The organism is Pseudomonas sp. NPDC089534 (assembly GCF_044749305.1).
Classification (GTDB): Bacteria; Pseudomonadota; Gammaproteobacteria; order Pseudomonadales; family Pseudomonadaceae; genus Aquipseudomonas; species Aquipseudomonas ekonensis.
In genome coordinates this window covers 139,633-156,572 of record NZ_JBIVHR010000001.1, presented here as the reverse complement: position 1 = coordinate 156,572, position 16,940 = coordinate 139,633, and the positions used below count along the sequence as shown (strand labels likewise).

General features: G+C 64.9%; 15 protein-coding genes. 7 read left to right on the top strand and 8 right to left on the bottom strand.

The features are described from left to right. Positions 1-32: 32 nt before the first annotated feature. On the top strand, positions 33-1,046 hold the full coding sequence (locus ACIP0B_RS00620; RefSeq protein WP_400828893.1) for a CobW family GTP-binding protein: 1,014 nt from the start codon (positions 33-35) through the stop codon (positions 1,044-1,046). Between the two features lie 52 nt (positions 1,047-1,098). On the opposite strand, the gene ACIP0B_RS00615 is transcribed toward ACIP0B_RS00620, so the two are convergent. The 4 genes from ACIP0B_RS00615 to ACIP0B_RS00600 form a co-directional block, all read right to left on the bottom strand. Continuing rightward, positions 1,099-1,872, bottom strand: coding sequence for an N-acyl homoserine lactonase family protein (locus ACIP0B_RS00615; RefSeq protein ID WP_400828891.1), 774 nt, complete (start codon positions 1,870-1,872; stop codon positions 1,099-1,101). A gap of 222 nt (positions 1,873-2,094) precedes the next feature. Next, positions 2,095-2,865, bottom strand: coding sequence for an SDR family NAD(P)-dependent oxidoreductase (locus ACIP0B_RS00610; protein ID WP_400828889.1), 771 nt, complete (start codon positions 2,863-2,865; stop codon positions 2,095-2,097). Beyond that, entirely contained in the window at positions 2,862-4,289 is a 1,428-nt protein-coding gene (locus tag ACIP0B_RS00605; protein ID WP_400828887.1) for an MmgE/PrpD family protein, read from the bottom strand. The genes ACIP0B_RS00610 and ACIP0B_RS00605 overlap by 4 nt, the downstream gene beginning before the upstream one ends. Before the next feature lie 60 nt (positions 4,290-4,349). Next, entirely contained in the window at positions 4,350-5,846 is a 1,497-nt protein-coding gene (locus ACIP0B_RS00600) for an aldehyde dehydrogenase (protein ID WP_400828885.1), read from the bottom strand. Positions 5,847-6,207: 361 nt separating this feature from the next. Between ACIP0B_RS00600 and ACIP0B_RS00595 the strand changes: the two genes are divergently transcribed. The 3 genes from ACIP0B_RS00595 (at position 6,208) to ACIP0B_RS00585 (ending at position 8,556) form a co-directional block, all read left to right on the top strand. After that, positions 6,208-6,657 (top strand): nuclear transport factor 2 family protein, encoded by a 450-nt coding sequence (locus tag ACIP0B_RS00595; protein WP_400828883.1) that lies wholly within the window; start codon positions 6,208-6,210, stop codon positions 6,655-6,657. Positions 6,658-6,744: 87 nt separating this feature from the next. Continuing rightward, complete coding sequence (locus ACIP0B_RS00590) at positions 6,745-7,665, top strand: transporter (protein ID WP_400828882.1); 921 nt, start codon at positions 6,745-6,747, stop codon at positions 7,663-7,665. Between the two features lie 96 nt (positions 7,666-7,761). Further along, positions 7,762-8,556 carry an SDR family NAD(P)-dependent oxidoreductase gene (locus ACIP0B_RS00585; protein ID WP_400828880.1) on the top strand — a complete coding sequence of 265 codons (795 nt, stop codon included), beginning with the start codon at positions 7,762-7,764 and terminating at the stop codon, positions 8,554-8,556. A 70-nt stretch (positions 8,557-8,626) separates the two neighbouring features. Here the strand turns inward: ACIP0B_RS00585 and ACIP0B_RS00580 are convergent, their stop codons facing one another. Together ACIP0B_RS00580 and ACIP0B_RS00575 are read right to left on the bottom strand one after the other, a co-directional pair. Next, positions 8,627-9,553, bottom strand: coding sequence for an alpha/beta hydrolase (locus tag ACIP0B_RS00580; RefSeq protein ID WP_400828878.1), 927 nt, complete (start codon positions 9,551-9,553; stop codon positions 8,627-8,629). Between the two features lie 14 nt (positions 9,554-9,567). Next, on the bottom strand, positions 9,568-10,473 hold the full coding sequence (locus ACIP0B_RS00575; RefSeq protein WP_400828876.1) for an alpha/beta hydrolase: 906 nt from the start codon (positions 10,471-10,473) through the stop codon (positions 9,568-9,570). Positions 10,474-10,573: 100 nt separating this feature from the next. On the opposite strand from ACIP0B_RS00575, the gene ACIP0B_RS00570 reads away from it, so the two are divergent. Further along, positions 10,574-11,488, top strand: coding sequence for a LysR family transcriptional regulator (locus tag ACIP0B_RS00570; protein ID WP_400828874.1), 915 nt, complete (start codon positions 10,574-10,576; stop codon positions 11,486-11,488). Here ACIP0B_RS00570 and ACIP0B_RS00565 read toward each other — a convergent pair. Continuing rightward, entirely contained in the window at positions 11,464-12,675 is a 1,212-nt protein-coding gene (locus ACIP0B_RS00565; RefSeq protein ID WP_400828872.1) for an MFS transporter, read from the bottom strand. The two genes, ACIP0B_RS00570 and ACIP0B_RS00565, sit on opposite strands and share 25 nt — an antisense overlap. A gap of 340 nt (positions 12,676-13,015) precedes the next feature. On the opposite strand from ACIP0B_RS00565, the gene ACIP0B_RS00560 reads away from it, so the two are divergent. Further along, positions 13,016-14,284: an acetyl-CoA hydrolase/transferase family protein gene (locus ACIP0B_RS00560; protein ID WP_400828870.1), complete on the top strand. Its 1,269-nt coding sequence runs from the start codon at positions 13,016-13,018 to the stop codon at positions 14,282-14,284. Between the two features lie 5 nt (positions 14,285-14,289). Here ACIP0B_RS00560 and ACIP0B_RS00555 read toward each other — a convergent pair whose 3' ends face one another. Continuing rightward, positions 14,290-15,213: a LysR family transcriptional regulator gene (locus ACIP0B_RS00555; protein ID WP_400828868.1), complete on the bottom strand. Its 924-nt coding sequence runs from the start codon at positions 15,211-15,213 to the stop codon at positions 14,290-14,292. A 467-nt stretch (positions 15,214-15,680) separates the two neighbouring features. Here ACIP0B_RS00555 and ACIP0B_RS00550 point away from each other — a divergent pair, with 467 nt between their 5' ends. After that, positions 15,681-16,934 carry an OprD family outer membrane porin gene (locus ACIP0B_RS00550; protein WP_400828935.1) on the top strand — a complete coding sequence of 418 codons (1,254 nt, stop codon included), beginning with the start codon at positions 15,681-15,683 and terminating at the stop codon, positions 16,932-16,934. Positions 16,935-16,940: the final 6 nt, after the last annotated feature.

Sequence of the window (16,940 nt, the reverse complement as noted above, 5' to 3'; positions counted from 1 at the left end):
GAGGCTCCTGACACGGCCCGGGGCCCACACCAATGATGCAGATTCCCGTAACGATCCTGACCGGCTTCCTGGGGGCCGGCAAAACCACACTCCTCAAAAGATTGCTTGAGGAACGGCACGGTCAGCGGCTGGCGATCATCGAGAACGAATTCGGCGAAGAGAACATCGACAAGGAGTTCTTGGTCTCCTGCAGCGAGGAGCGGATCTACCAGATGACCAATGGCTGCATCTGCTGCTCCATTCGCGAAGACCTGTGCGAAGCGCTCATGCTGCTCGCGCAGAAGAAGAAAGACGGTCAACTGGCGTTCGACCGGGTCGTCATCGAAACTACCGGGCTGGCCGATCCGGGGCCCGTCGCGCAAACGTTCTTTGCCGATGCGGCGATCGCCGGCCTGTACCTGCTCGATTCCATCGCGACCGTGGTCGACGCCAAACATGCCTGGCACCAACTCGACAGCCGCAAGGAGGCCGGCCGGCAAGTGGGGTTCGCCGACCGTTTGCTCATCAGCAAGTCAGATCTGGTGACGGCCGACGACCTCGACCGGTTGCAGCAGCGCCTAGCCCGCGTCAATCCGCGTGCACCGCAAAGAATCCTCCGCCATGGTGCCGTCGACCTCCAGGATTTCTTCGATGTGCGGGGTTTCAGCCTCGACGGCATCCTGGATATCGCACCGTCCTTCCTGAGCGCGACCGAACACCATTGCCCGGCCGATCACGTACACGACGGCCATTGCAGCCACCACGCTCATGATGAAGTCACCAGCTTCGTCTTCCGCTCGGCGAAGGCTTTCGATCCTGAGCCGCTTCAACGCTTCCTCGCGCAGCTTGTGGAGACCCACGGCCCGCAGTTGCTCAGGTACAAGGGGATCCTCGCCGTGAGCGGCTTCGACCGCAAGTTCATCTTCCAGGGCGTGCACCAGATCCTGGGCAGCACCATCGGCCCGCGCTGGAAACCCGAGGAGAAAGTGGAAAGCCGGATAGTCTTCATCGGCACCGACCTGCCTCGGGTGCAGATCGATGAGGGTCTCAGGGGCTGCCTGGCCTGATCCGGCCGGCCATGCGGACGCTTGGCGCATCCGCCTGGCCGGATCCACCTTATCAGGCGTGCCCGCCCTCCACCGTTCCCAGGCGTTCCCAGTCGTCAGGGTCATGGGGCACCCAGATTTCCGCCTGGGTGCTGACGCTGATTTGCTTGATGCGCTGGATCGACTGAATGGCCTGCAAGGCATTGATGTCGACCGGGCACGGACACATGGCCACCAGCCCGGAACGCAGATGCACCGTGTCTCCGGCGATCAGGAAGGTTTTCGAAGGCAGCTTCACCAGCAGGCTGAGCTCGCCCAGGGTGTGGCCGGGCGTCTGGTAGAGCACGAGGCTGCCGTCCCCGAACAGGTCGAGATCCTCGCGTAAGGGATTCCAGTTGAAGAAGCGCGTGGCTTCCAGATCCTGGTGCCGGTAGAAGCCGCGGTAGGCCGCGTCAGGCCAGAACGCATAGCGGATATCGGCCTCGGACATGTAGAACTCCGCCTGCGGAAACAGGAACATGCCGCCGGTGTGGTCGAAATGGGCGTGGGAGATGATCACATGGGTCACGTCGCTCAGTGCGAACCCGGCCTTGTTGATCTGTTTCTCCAAGGTATTTTCCTCCGGGCACTCCAGGGAAAAGACGTCGACCAGGTCACCGTAGACGGCGCGCGGATCGTCCCATGCGTCGGGAACAAGGCCGGTGTCGAACAGGATCAGCCCGCGCTCATGCTCGATCAGGAAACACGGGATCGGTACCGTCAGCGGGCCGTGCGTGCCCAGGGAAATGAGCCCGCTGTCCAGCGTAATGAAGGCGCCCGCCAGCGGCCACAGTCTTTTTGCCGTCATGATGGGTTCCTCCCCGAAAGGGGCTGGCGCGACCGTACAGGCGAGAACTCGATAGGACTTGTTGTCATTGTGTTTTCCCGAGTCAGGACAAAGGCTGCGACGGATACCTGGTCCGATCCTTCGGCAGCGGGAGGCATGGGCGGCGAATGGCTGACGCGCATCCGCCGGGAGTCCAGGTCATGCCGTGAGCGCCGCGAAACGCGGCGAATCGAAGGCGGTCCGTCAGACTGCGGTGTAACCGCCGTCCACCACGATCTCCGCTGCGGTGATGTAGGCAGACTCGTCACTGGCCAGAAACAGCGCGGCCTGGGCGACCTCTTCCGGCAGGCCTGGCCGGCCCATGGGGATCGCGGCGGCGAGCGTCTGCATAAGGACCTCGTCCTGGGTGAAGTCCGTCGCCATCGGCGTCGCGATGAATCCCGGCAACACGGAATTGACACGGATCCCCTTGTGGGCGAAATCAACGGCGATGGCTTTGCTCAACATCCGCGAGGCGCCTTTGGAGGCGGCGTAGCCAGGGTTCACGTTGGGGAAGGCGACCATCGAACCGATCGAGCCGATGTTCACGACGGTGCCTGCACCTTGTTTCCCGAAGGCCGCCGTCAACGCTTTGATACCCAGGAACTGGCTGTTCACGTTCACGTTCATCAGCCGTGCGAGATCGTCGCGTTCGATGGCGTCGAGCCCGCCCTGCTGTCCCAGGACGCCCGCGTTGTTGACCAGAATGTCGACCCTGCCGTAATCGCCCAGCGCCCGTTCGACCACAGAATGCCAGTCGTCCTCCTGTGTGACGTCCAGTACCGCCGGCAGCGCGCGCAGGCCCTCGGCCCGAAGTTCGGCGCTCAACTCACTCAAGGCGTCCTCCCGCCCCTTGACGTCGGTGACGACGACACAGGCACCTTGCCGGGCAAACAGCCGCGAGATGGCGGCGCCCATGCCCGATCCGCTGCCGGCGCCGGTGATGATTGCGACTTTGCCTGCCAATCGGCTCATTTCGTGGCCTCCGAATGTTCTTTCCGTGCGTCAGCGCTGCCTGCGGTCAAGCCGGCTGCCAGAGCGCTAGCTCCGGCATCGGCCCAGATCAGTTCGGCCAATGCGTCCACGCGGGGAAATTGAGGCTGCGCCGCAAGGCTCTCGCCCTTGGCGACGATCTGCGCCTTGGACATGGGCTTGAGCGGCGTGCCCACGCTGTCGACCACCAGCGCGGAACGGCTCGTGCCATCGGCAAAGCGCATCGTCACGCCGCTGGCGAAGTGTTTGGGGTAGTACTGGGCCTCAAGCGCCTCGCTCACTTCAAAGCGCACTTTGGCCGCGATGCCCAGAATGGCCTGATCCTCGAGAAACGCCTCGCTGTAGGCGTCATACCGGTTGGGACCGTAGGCCAGCGTCGCGCCGACGATGTAGGGACAACTGTACTGGGCCGTCATCGTCGACTCGGCACGGGTCATGTGCTGTTCGGCAACCAGCCGCGGGCCGGTGATCACAATCTCGGTGATGAGCCGTGCATCCACCCGGAAGCCGTCGGTCACTTCGGCGAGCGCATCGATGGTCGAGTGGAACAGCCGGCAGCAGGCATAGGGCTTGAGGCTGATGTTGTGCACCTGCAACGTGTCGCCGGGCACCACGTCACGCAGTGCGCCGCCGAAGATCGCCGCGGCCCCGTACGTGCCTTCCAGTGCCAGGCGCGGTGCCGAAACCGCCGGCAGCAAGGCGAAATCCGCCGCCATGACGCCGTTGCGCGCGCCGATCCCGGCGTGCACCCGCTTCACCTCGCCGCCGGTCGTCTCGACCGAAAACTGCATCGACGCCCCCGCCTGCGACAACGCGTGCCCCCAGGCGGCGATGACGGTCTCGACGTCGACCTCGCGCTGTTCGCTGAAGGCCCGCAATGCGATGCAGGCCGTGGCCGCACCGAAAACGCCGTACACGGCGGTCGGGTGAAACCCTCGGTGCACGGTGTCGAGGCCGCCGGCCGTGCTGCCGATCAGGGCCATGGCTTCGTAGCCGGCGGCCACGGCACGCAGCAATTGCGTTTGCGGCGCATCGGTCACCGTGGCTACCGCCAGGGCCGCCGCGATCACCACGCAGCCGGGATGGCTGGCGGTTTCGTTGTGGGTGTCATCGAGTTCATAGCTGTGTCCGGCGGTGCCGTTGACCAGGGCGGCGATGGCCGGATCCGTGCACCACTCGCCGCCCAGCACCCGGCACGGCCCTGAGCCGGCGAAGCGCCGCGACCACTGCGCAATGGCCCGCACGGCGGGACGGCTGCTGCCGAGCAGCGAGACGATGAAGTGGTCGAGGATCAGCCGGCGCACGGCCTCGGTGTCGTGCGCCGTGAGCGGAGCGTTCGCGACCCGACTGACATGCTCGGCCAACCGGCGCGTGAGCCCGTCGATGGTGTGAGTGGTTCCTGACACGTGTGACTTCCTCTGGATGAGATGGTCGTATGGGTGACGGGCCTGACGACAGCCGCCTGTTCAGTCGTCGTAAGGGTTGCTGAAGCGCCCCTCAGTGCTGAGGATCGTGGTGCGGGTCTCCAGGTACGGATCGAGCGCGTCGATCCCGTTCTCGCGCCCCCAGCCGCTGGTCTTGAAACCGCCGTAGGGGGTCGACCAACGAAGGTAGGAATAGGTGTTCACCCAGACCATCCCGGCGGTGATCCGGCTGGCCACGCGGTGCGCCCGGCCGACATCCCGTGTCCACAGGCCGGCCGTAAGGCCGTAGGGGGTATCGTTGGCGATGGCCAGCGCCTGCTCTTCATCATCGAAGGGAATCAATGACGCGACCGGTCCGAAGATCTCCTCCCGGGCGATGCGCATCCGGTTGCTCACGCCGGCGAAAACCGTGGGTTCGACGAAATAGCCGTCCGCCAATCCGCCGGACAGGATCCTGCGGCCGCCGGCGACGAGTTCCGCGCCTTCCTGGCGACCCAGGTCGACGTAAGACAGGGTCTTGCGCAACTGCTCCTCGCTGATCTGCGGGCCCATGTGGCTGCTGTCCAGGGACGGCAAACCAACCCGCACGCTGGCCGCGCGCTCACGGAACACTTCGACGGCCCGGTCGTAGATCGGGCGTTCGACCAGCACCCGCGAGCCCAAGGCGCAACTCTGGCCAGTCAACCGCCAGGCGCAGGCCGTGGCGGCATTCAGGGCGCTGTCTAGGTCGGCGTCGGCAAAAATGATGTGCGGCGCCTTGCCTCCCAGCTCGAACGAGAACCGCTTCAGGTTGTCGCTGCCTTCGCGCAGCATGCGCTTGGCTGTGCCCCCTTCGCCGGTGAACGAAATCTTGTCGACATCGGCATGCTGAACCAGATGCGCGCCGGCGATGCGCCCCAATCCGGGCACCACATTCACCACGCCCGGCGGAAAGCCGGCGGCCTGCGTCAGGCGGGCGAACTCAAGGGCCGACACCGGCGTCTGCTCGGCAGGCTTGATCACCACCGTGCAACCAGCGGCAAGAGCAGGCCCGACCTTGAGGCAGATGGAAAGCAACGGCGCATTCCAGGGAATGATCGCTCCCACCACACCGACAGGAACGCGGGTGGTGAAGCCGTGCATCCCCTCTTCCAAGGGAATCGTGGTGCCGTGGGTCTTGTCGGCCAAGGATGCGAACCACTGAAACCACTGCGCCTGAGCGGTGAGGCTGGCGCGATGGTCTTTGACCAGGTTGCCGTTGTCCCGCGATTCGATGCGGGCCAGTTCCGGCACGGCGGCGAGCAGCAACTCAGCGAGCCGACGCAGCAGCGCCGCCCGTTGGTGGCCGGGCATCCTCCCCCACTCGCCCACGAGCGCCTGACGGGCCGCGGCCACGGCTCGGTCGATATCCTTTATCCCGCCCAAAGGCGCTACGGCCCAAGCCTTTCCGGTGGAGGGGTCGATGCTTTCGATCAACTGGCCGTCGAGCGGGGTCACCCATTGGCCGTCGATGTACAGGTGTTCGTAGCGCGGCAGTGAGGCAGATGCATTCGGTTCCATGGACGTTCAACGCTCCGGCAGCCGGGACGCAGGCCTCCGCCCTGACGGCGTCCCGTTGTCCCGCACATGATTGTTCTTGTTGTCGTCGATGCCGCCGGTTCAAGACACCGGCGGCGCGGCATTGCATTCACTGTAGAGAGGCACGCTCCCCTGACCAATTGAGTTCTGTCGAAGTGCCGATTCGAAAACCGCAAAGCGGTCCAAGCCATTCGGCCGGCGCGAATCGCCGCTTCGAATTTTTTGACTTTTCCGGTGTGAGCGCCCTGTCTAGGCTGGCGATTCTGATTTCGGCCATTACAAGAAAACCCGTCGGCCCGCATTGTGGGGCCGGCTTCACAAGGGCAAGCCAAAGAGGAAAGAAATGGACGCAAGGACATTGGAACAGAAGGTTCAATGGCTCATTGATATCGAGGCCATCAAGGATCTGATGAGTCGGTACTGTCATGGCATCGACAAGCAGGATGAGCAAGGCTTCATGAACCTGTGGGCGCCGGACGCAACCTACGAACTGCCGCGGGGCACAGGATCCGGCATCGCCGGCATCAACGAATTGCTGCACAAGGTGTGGCGCGAAGTCCCAAGGTGCCATCACCACATCACCAATCCTCTGATCACCGTCGAACAGGACGAGGCCAGCGCCTGCACCGACGTGATCTACTACCGCCAGACCGCCGACGGCTTGCTTCAACTGCTCTCCGGCACCTACGCCATGCGGTTCCGCCGGTCGGACGGTGCCTGGAAAATCCGGCACCTGACGTTCTCCGCCTTCGACACCCGCAGCCCGGCATTCACCGAGAACAACGCACGTTAGTCCTCACGGCCGCTGCGCGCCCCCGCCAGGCGGCCGACCGCCGACCACGCACTTTCCAACCACAACAATAAAAGTGGAGAGTTCCCCATGCGCCGATTCCAGCCGGTCTGGATGTTTTCCGTTCGCCTGTGCAAACGTCATGTCCCGCTTCTCATTCCACTGCTGCTCGTCGCGTTCGCCCCGCCGCCTGTTTACGCCCTGGGCACCAACCTCGGCGATGCGGTCGCCCCGCCACCGGGGCATGACCTGCTCGCGATCTATCTGCTCGACACCAAAAACTCCAAGCTCTACAGCAACGGCAGCGTCGTTAGCAAACAGGCCAAGCTGGACGCGGTCACCACAGTCGTCCGCTACGCACGCCCCATCCAGTTGGGCAACCTGATCGCCAACCCGCAGTTCGCCGTGTTCCACAACAACCTCTCGCCGGAGCACGTCGATGGTCTGCGCCATACCTCCGGTGTGGCGGATCCGTTGATCGGCTTTCCGGTCTACCTGCTCAGCGACCATGACGCCGGCGAGTACCTGGCCGTCGCGCCCTTCCTGTTCCTGCCCATCGGCGAGTACGACCACAAGGACATGCTCAACCCGGGCGAAAACCGCTGGAAAGCCACCTTGCAGGTGCTCTATCAGCGCCGTTTGGGCAATGGGTTCAACCTGGAACTGGTGGGCGAAGGCACGGCCTACGCACACAACGACGACTACGGTCCCGACCGCAAGACCCTGCGCCAACGACCCTGGTACGAAACCAAGGCAGCGCTGACCCATCAGTTCAACGACGCAGGCCACACGCTGGCCGGTGCGGGCGTGTACCGCGACTTCGGGGGCCAGACAAAGCTGGACGATCGTTGGCAGGACGACCGCATTGCCACGACGGGCTTCTTCATTGAGGCCAGTACCTTCCTCAGCCGCTCTGACCAAATCCTGCTGGGGCTCTACCGGGACACCGATGTCGAGAACGGCTTCAAGGTGAGCCAGCAGTTCCGTCTGCGCTACCTGCACATCTTCTGATTCCGGCTCCAACGATCCCCCCGGAGCGACGCCGATGCAGACGCGTCGGCTCCCCGCCCGGGCACCCTGACACTCACCAAAAGAAGGCAATATCCCATGGCGTTCAATCTGAACGGAAAAATCGCCGTCGTGACCGGCGGCACACAAGGCATCGGCTTCGCCATCGCCAAGGCGTTGCTCGAGTCCGGTGCCGAAGTCGTCATCAACGGCCTGGGGCAGGACAAGGTCGACGCCGCGCTGGACAGGCTCCGGCATCTGCACCCCGATGCCCGCCTGCAGGGCGTGGAGGCCGACCTGGGCAGCGCCGCCGGCTGCAACAGGTTGCTCAAGCAGGTGCCCCGTTGCGACATCCTGGTCAACAACGCCGCCATCTTCGAGGTGGCCGACTTCTTCGAGACCGCCGATGAGGCCTGGGATACGTATTGGGCGGTGAATATCATGTCCGGCGTAAGGCTGTCGCGCGCTTACCTGCCGGGCATGGCCGACAAGGACTGGGGACGCGTGGTGTTCATCGGCTCAGAGTGCGGCATCAGCACGCCGCCCGACATGCTGCACTACGCCACCACCAAGACCGCCCTCCTCGGCTTGTCCCGCGGCCTGGCCAAACGCATGGCCGGCACCGGCGTGACGGTGAACGCAGTGTTGCCCGGCCCGACCCTGAGCGAAGGCGTGGAAGGCATGCTGCAAGAGCAGATCCGCCGCACGGGCAAGACGATCGAGGAACAAGGCGCCGACCTGGTCAAGGCCATGCGCCCTTCCTCGATCACCCAGCGGTTCCAGAGCGCGGAGGAAGTCGCCAACCTCGTGCTCTACACCTGCTCGACGCTGTCCTCGGCCACCACCGGCGCGGCGCTGCGGGCCGACGGCGGAGTCGCCGACACACCGATCTGATCCCGGTCGCAAAACGCCCGCGCCCCCACCAGGCCAGAGCCTGGTGGGGGCGCGGGTGCTGCCGATGCGCTCAGAGGTGCTTGCGAAAGAACGGCACCAACTGCTCCAGGGCCTTGGCCACCGGCCCCGGCTGGTCATACAGGTCGTAGTGGGTCGCCCCTTCGACCACCTGCAGGGTCTTGTCGCCGGAACGGGCGCGGTCGAACAGGTCGAAACCGTCGCGGAACGAACCGAACGCACCGGGAGCCCCGCCGCCGACGACAATGTGCAGCGGTTGCGTCAGCAGACGCTCGGCGAGGAAGAACGCGTCCCAGCCCAAGGCCGGCGCCACGCTGGTGAAGCGCAGTTGGTTCGGCGAACCGGGCTGTTGGCCCCGCGGCGTCTTGTAGTAGTCGACGGCCTGCATCACATCCACATCGCGGATGCCGGCCTGCTCGCACTCGGCCTGGGAGTTGGGGATGTAGGTCACCACCAGCGGATCCGCGCCCCGCGCCTCGGCGGTGCGCTGTTTGCCGATGGCTTCCAGGGTCTTCAGCGCGGCGTCGGCGCTCATGTCGCCTTCACGCATGATCCGCCCGTAATTGGCGGCCACCACGGTGCCCACGGCCTTGATCCGGCGTTCGGTCATCGCCGCGTTGACGGCGTAGCCGCCACCCCCGCAGACGCCCAGCACGCCGATCCGCGACTCGTCGACATACGGCAGCGTCACCAGATAGTCCACGGCGCAACGGAAATCCTCGACCCGCAGGCTCGGGTCTTCACTGAAGCGCGGCTCGCCGCCGCTGGCGCCCTGGGTGGACGCATCGAAGGCCAGGGTGATGAAGCCCTGCTCGGCCAGTTTCTCGCCGTAGATGGCGCCGGACGTCTGCTCCTTGCAGCTGCTGATGGGGTGGGCGCAGATGATCGCCGGGTACTGGCGGCTTTCATCGAAATCCTTGGGGAAGCGAATGTCGGCGGCCACAGTCCACAGACGGTTTTTGAACGTGATGCTTTTCATGGGTTGTACCTCGATTAAAGGTGCTGTTTGAAGAATGGGCCCAGCTTGGCCATGGCTTCGGCCACCAGCTCGGGCTTGTCGTACAGGCCAATGTGCGAACCGCCGGGCACCAGGTGCAGGTGCTTGTTCTTACTCGCGGCCCGTCGGTACAGGTCTTCGCTGATCCATCGCGTTCCGGCTTCGGCACCGGCGACGATCTGGATCGGCTGGGTCAGGAACAGGTCCACCAAGTGAAAGGCATCGAACGTGGCCAACTGCATCAGGCTGCGCAGCGGCGCCTTGCTCGGCGAACGAAGGTTCTGGGCCCGTGGGGTGCGGTAGTAATCCACGGCCTCGGCCAGGTCTGCGTTGGGCGCTTCTTCGCGGCTACCGGGCACGATCGGGAAATAGGCGGTTTCGCTGCCGTTGGCCTCTTCCGTGCGTGCGTTGACTGCAGCCTCCAGTAGTGCGAACCCATCCTGCGGCTTGCCCGTGCCGTCCCACCCCTGACGCAGGATCGCGCCGTAATTGGCGGCACTGACAGTGCCCACGGCCTTGATGCGCCGATCGCCCATGGCCGCTGCGGCGGTATAGGCGCCGCCGGCGCAGATGCCCATGGCGCCGATTCGGTCACGGTCGACATAAGCCAGCGTCGTCAGGTAGTCGACAGCGGCGCTGATGTCTTCGATCCGCACATAAGGATTCTCCAACTGCCGCGGCTGGCCGCTGCTCTCGCCTTGGTACGACGCATCGAACGCCAAAGCGACGAAGCCTTGAGCGGCCAGACGCTCAGCGTACAGTCCGCTGGTCTGTTCTTTCACGCCTCCGGCGGGATGGGTGCAGACGACGGCTGCGTATTTGCGGTCTTCCGAGAACCCTTTCGGAAGATGCAGAACGCCGGCCAAGGTCTCGCCGCCGCTGGGAAAGTTGACTGCCTTCATGTCGAACCTCATTGAGTGTCGGTGTGGAAGAAGTTTACGGCGACCGCGACCCGGTTATAATCCCGCAAAATCAGCATGCGGTTATTAGCCAGGCTTCTTAATGAACGGAAACAACCTCAAGGATCTCACCGCCTTCCTGATGGTGGCGGAAGAAGGCAACTTCACCCGGGCGGCGGCGCGCCTGGGCATCTCCCAGTCGGCGCTCAGCCAGGTGATCCGGGGCCTTGAGGCGCGCCTGGAACTGCGCCTGTTCGCCCGCACCACCCGCAGCGTGTCGCTGACGCCGGCCGGAGAAAAACTGCTGCAGCGGGTCGGCCCGGCCATGGCGCAGATCGACGCCGGCCTGCAGGAAATCACTGAACTGCGCGACAGGCCGGCGGGCACCGTGCGCATCAACGCCGATGAGTACGCGGTGCTCAACGTGCTCCAGCCGGCCATCAGCCGGGCCTTGCCCGCCGAGCCGGACATCTGTGTCGAGCTGAGCATCGACTACGGCCTGAGCGACATCGTCACTGGCCGCTACGACGCCGGGGTGCGGCGCGGCGGACTGGTCGCCCGGGACATGATCGCCGTGCAGATCAGCCCGCCGCACCCTATGACGGTGGTCGCCTCACCCGATTATCTGGCGCGGCACCCCGCCCCCCGGAACCCGCAAGCGCTGACCGAACACGCCTGCATCAACCTGCGCCTGCCCACACACGGCGAGTACTTTCCCTGGGTCTTCGCCAAGGCCGGCAAGGAACAGCGCATCAAGGTCGACGGTCAGTTCGTCGGCAACAACATCGCCTCGGCCCGGGACGCCGCGCTCGCCGGACTGGGCCTGGCCTACCTGCCGCGCGAATACGTGCTGGGCCTGCTCGAGCGCGGCGAACTGGTCGAGGTGCTGAACGGCTGGTGCAAGACCTTCGAGCCCTACTACCTCTACTACCCCAGCCGCCTGCACCGTTCGGCCGCGTTCCTTTGGCTGCTCGACGTGCTGCGCCATGACCCTCAGGCGGCACCGCGCTCCAGTTGATGGCGGCGCAGCATGATCATGCAGGCGCTGACCAGGATAACCAGCGACCAGACCCAGACCATCGGTGCCACACCCAGGCTGGAGGCCGCCACGCCGATGAGCATCGGGAACACGGTCTGCAGCAGGTTGTTCACCGACATGGAAATCCCCAACGCCTCATTCACGCGCCCCGGCGGCGCCACCTCGTAGATCAGCGCCAGCGACACCGGCGCACCGATGCCCAAGGGCAATCCCAGGGCTGCACTCAGCACCACCAGCGAAACGGTGCCGTGGGCGGACGGGATGACCGCGTAGATGCCCGCCGCGAGCACCAAGGCAATCACCAACGTGATGTTCGGATTGGCGTGCTTGACCAGCAATGGCGTGCAGAACCGCGAAGTCAGGGTGCCGAAGGCGAAGGCGCCGAGCATCCAGCCGGCCTGTGAGGCGGCAAGGCCGATTTGCGCGGCATGCAGCGACAGGATGAACGGGTACAGCGTCTGGTTGGCGGTGAAGATGCCGCTGATCACGATCCACAGGCGCAGGTCGCCGGTCTTCAGCAGGTCATAGGCCCTGCGCGGCCCCGAGGCGTCGGCCGCCCTCTGCTCCTCCCGCGCATAGAAGTGAGGGACGGCGCGGGTGCCGATGACCGAGAGCAGCGCGAACAGCCCCAGCACGCCGATGGCCGGCACCGCACCGAAATGCTCGAAGGCATGCGAGGCGATGACCGGCCCGAAAAAGTTGAACAGCGAATAGCTGAGCACCAGGTAGCCCAGCGATTTCGCCCGCTCGCTGACCTTGACCCCGAGCCCGACCGCCCGCGTCGCCGCCATGTGGGTGAACACCCCGGCGGTGCCGATCAGCCCTGATACGGCCAGTAGGGTGTAGCGGCTCGGCAGCGCCCAGTACAGCAATGAAGCGAAGATGATCATCGAAGTCGCCAGCCCTATCGCCGGCAACGTGCCGGCACGGTCCATCCAGCGTCCGAACGCAACGCTCAGCACCATCGGCATGGCGGTGCAGGCTGCGGCTATCACGCCGACCAGCATGCTGCCGGCGCCCAACGAAATGGCGATCAACGGAACGATCAGGCGTGAGGATCCCAAGGCCGCCATGACGAAGCCGGAGATCAGGAACGTCCCGGACAGTCGGGCCGCACTGGCCCCACTGAAGCTTGTCGCCTGGGCCCCGTCGGTGGGCTCTTGCATCAGCAATGCCCTCCCGCCTGACAACGTGAGTGTATCCAGGGTGTTTTCAAGGGGGCATCGGGAAACCGCATCGACCTACCGTTCTATCGAAAAGGGAACGCCCGCGCGCGCATGAGCCATGCGGTGCACTTCGGGCAAAGGGGCACGGGCACGATGCTGATGGCTGGCAGCCGCCCGTTCAATGCGTGTTTTCCGAACCGCCGGTTCGATACAGCCGAATGCGCAGGGCCGGCACCGATTCGTCACCCGCGAAGCCAGGCTTGCGTAATCATCATTTGTTCCGGACGGGGACAGGATCAAAGATCAGGCGACCCACAGGCCAGGACACGCCGATACCTCCATGAACACACCGCACTTACCACAGCCCGACACGACCGCCTTCCCCGACCTGACGCGGCTGATCCGCCCCGGCGACACCGTCATGTGGGGACAGGCCAACGCCGAGCCCCTGACCTTGATACAGGCGCTGGTCAACCAACGCCATGCCCTAGGTCGCCTGCGGGTGTTCCTCGGGATCGGCCAGAGCGACCTGCTGCGCCCCGAACAGGCCGATGCCATCGACTTTCTGGCCTACTGCGGAAGCGGCACCAACCGCGCCCTGGCCCAGGCCGGCGTGCTGGACATCCTGCCGGTGCACTACTCGCAGTTTCCTCGCCTGATCGAACAGAGGATGTTGCGCATCGATGTGCTGATGCTGCAGGTCTCGCCCCCCGATGCCTTGGGGCGGTACAGCCTGGGCCTGGCGCGGGAGTACCTGCTGCCGGCGCTGCGCAGCGCACGGGTAATTCTGGCGGAGGTCGATCCGTCGGTGCCTTGGACCTATGGTGGCCCCTACCTGCAAGCCTCCGATTTTGCTCTGATGATCCCTTCTTCCTTGACGTCCGTCAGTGCGCCGGCATCGGCTCCGGGCCCGCTCGAAACCGCCATCGGACGGCATGTCGCCGGATTCATCGAGGACGGCGCCACATTGCAGACCGGCATCGGCAACATTCCCGACGCGGTGCTGGCGCAGTTGCGCGACAGGCGCGAACTTGGCGTGCACTCCGGGGCCATCGGCGACGGCATCGCCACCCTGGCGCAGGCAGGCGTGATCACCAACAGCTGCAAGGGGATCGACGTCGGCGTATCAGTGGGCGGCGTGCTGATCGGCAGCGACACCGTGCGGCGCTACGCGCACTTGAACGACGCATTGGAACTGCGCGGCACCGACTACACCCACAGCCCCCATGTGCTGGGCAAGCTCGACCGTTTCGTGGCGATCAACTCGGCCATCGAGGTCGACCTCGGCGGGCAAGTGAATTCGGAGGTGGCGGGCGACCGTTACGTGGGCGGTGTCGGCGGCATTCTCGACTTTCTCCGTGCCGCGCAATCGAGCCGGGGCGGCGTGCCCATCATTGCCCTGCCCTCCACCGCCGGCAACCGCAGCCGGATCGTGGCCTCGCTGTCAGGGCCGGTGACGGTGCCGCGCAGCGACGGCTGCGTGATCATCACCGAACATGGCGTCGCCGACCTGCGCGGGCTGTCGCTCGCCCAACGGGTGAACCGGCTCATCGCCGTGGCCGCGCCCGAACACCGTGAGGCGCTCGAGCGACAGGCCCGCAGCCGTTGAACGCTTTATGACTTGGCGGCGCCGGGCGGGCTGGTCAGATACTCCAGCAAGGTGCGCGCGGCGGGGCTCGGCAAGCGCCCGTGAGGCGTGGCAATCGCGATGATGCGGTTGGCCCAGGGCTCGGCCAGGTCCAGGACGGCGACGGTATCCAGCATGTCCCGGCTGACATGGCACTCCGGCTGTACGGTGACGCCGAAGCCGGCCTGGACCAGGCTGATCGCAACGCCGGTGCTGCGCACCGTGAAGCGCGCCTCGAATTCCTGCCCCAGGCGCTTCGCCGCGACGCGAAATACCGGCAGCATGGCTTTCACCGCAATGATGCTTTCCGGCAGCAAGTCCTCGAAGGACACGCTGGCCCGGCCGGCCAGCGCATGGTCGCGGGGCACGATGGCCACCATCCGGTCCTTGCGGTAAGGCGTGACGTCGACGCCGCTCAGGTCGATCTCGTGAGCCATCGCGAAGACGCCCACGTCGGTCTCGCCATTGGCCACGGTGCGCACGATCTCGGCATTCTCCACTTCGCTGATGTGCAGTTCGATCAACGGATAATCATGGGCATAGTTGCCCAGCTCGCGCGCCAGGAACGGCGCCAGGATCGAGCGTACCGAGGCCACACGCACATCACCGCGGACCCCTTCGGTGAACGAGCTGATCTCTGCGCGCATGTCGTCGAGCTGGCCGAAGATCGAGCGCAGGTAACGCACCAGCACCGCACCGGCCGGGCTGGGCTGCACGCCCTTGGGATTGCGCTCCAGCAGTTTCACTCCGGCGATTTCCTCAAGATCCTGGATGCGCTTGGTCGCGGTCGAGGCGGCGATGTTCTCGCGTATGGCCGCGAGCCCGATCTGCTGTTCCTCCACGGCGGACAGGAACAGCTTCAGGGTGAACAGATCTACCTGGCGGATGAGGTGCATCTTGTTGAAAGTCATAGGCGCTCTGAAGGTGTGCGAATCGTCTTGTCATTATTGAGCGGATGCCGGCTGCAGCCTGTCGCCGACCGGCATCCACACGGTTTCACGCTGCCATCGACTATACCCCCTCACCCGCCCGACCGCTTGCCCATTACTGCACGGCTCGCCTGTCCACGCGTTTTTTCCGGACGCTCTGGCGCAAGGCTTTGCGGGCGCTTCAGCGGGACTGAAGCGGGGCTTCAGGAATGGTCACTTGAGCGGCTCTGCCCCTGCTCCAATAGTGACCCCGACGGATCGCGCCGCGTCGCGCCAATGCGTGAACATTCCTGCCGCGACCGTCAACGACAAGCCCGCCGATCATCGCCGGCAACCCGGTTGCCGACGTGCGCGCGTCTGCCTGAAAACAATAAAAAGAGGGTTGTAGTGTGGCTGAAGCAAAGCAACTTCCACTCGCGTTGATCGTGACGTTGAGCCCCATCTTCCCGATGGCCGCCCACGCCGACTTCGTCACCGACAGCAAGCTGAACCTTGGCTTGCGCACGCTGTATTACGACAACGACTACCGCGACAACACCAGCGGCCCCTCTCGGACCGCCGAGCTGGCGCAGGGCTTCAAGCTGGACTATCAGTCCGGCTACACCGACGGGCCGGTCGGCGTCGGGATCAACGCCCTGGGCTTGATGGGCGTGACCCTCGACAGCGGCAGAGGCCGCCATCAGGGCAGCTCCATGATCCCTTCGGACGGTGACGGTCCGGCTGATGAATGGAGCAGGCTTGGCGTGACGTTCAAGATGAAGGCGTCGAAGACCGAATTGCTGGCCGGCACGCTGTTTCCCAAGCTACCCATCCTGGTCGCCAACGACGGGCGCCTGCTGCAGCAGACCTTTCAGGGCGCGATGGTCACCTCCAGCGAACTGGACGGCCTAACGCTGGTCGGCGGCAAACTGGACAAGGCCACAGGGCGCGGATCGACCGACCGCACGGGACTGGCGGTGGGCGGTGGACGCGAACAGAGCGACAGCTTCACCTTCGCCGGGTTCGACTACAAGCTGGGCAGCAACCTGCTGCTGCAGTACTACCACGCCTCGCTCAAGGACTATTACCGCCAGGACTTCATCGGTGCCGTGCACACGCTGCCCATCGGCGAGACGCAAAAGCTAAAGACCGACCTGCGTTATTTCCGCAGCCGCGCCCAGGGCGCCAACGCAGACGGCCAAAGCGGCTATCAGGTGGCCGGCTTCACCCAGGACGGTGACGGCAAGATCGACAACGACACTTGGAGTGCGACGTTCACCTACACCGTCAACGGCCACAGCTTGCTCGCCGGCTACCAGAAGGTCTCCGACCACAGCGCCTTCGTCCAGCCGAACCAGGCAAGCCTGGGCGGCGGGGTCGAAGCCGCAGGGTCGAGCACCTACCTGTACACCGACCGTCTCGCCTCCAACTTCACCCGGGCGGGCCAGGCCACGCGCTACGCACAGTACGGGTATGACTTCGCCGCGCTCGGCGTTCCGGGCTTGACCACGTCGATCATGTACCTAGACTCCGACTCGATCAAAAACGCCAAAGGCGGCGACCAGCGCGAATGGGAGCGCGACCTGTCATTGGGGTACGTGATCCAGAGCGGATCGTTCAAGGGACTCGGTTTCGTCTGGCTCAACGCCCTGCTGCACAGCGAAGCGGTGCCGAACCAGAGTCAGAACCGGTTGCTGGTGACGTACACGCTGTCTCTGTTCTGACCCGGG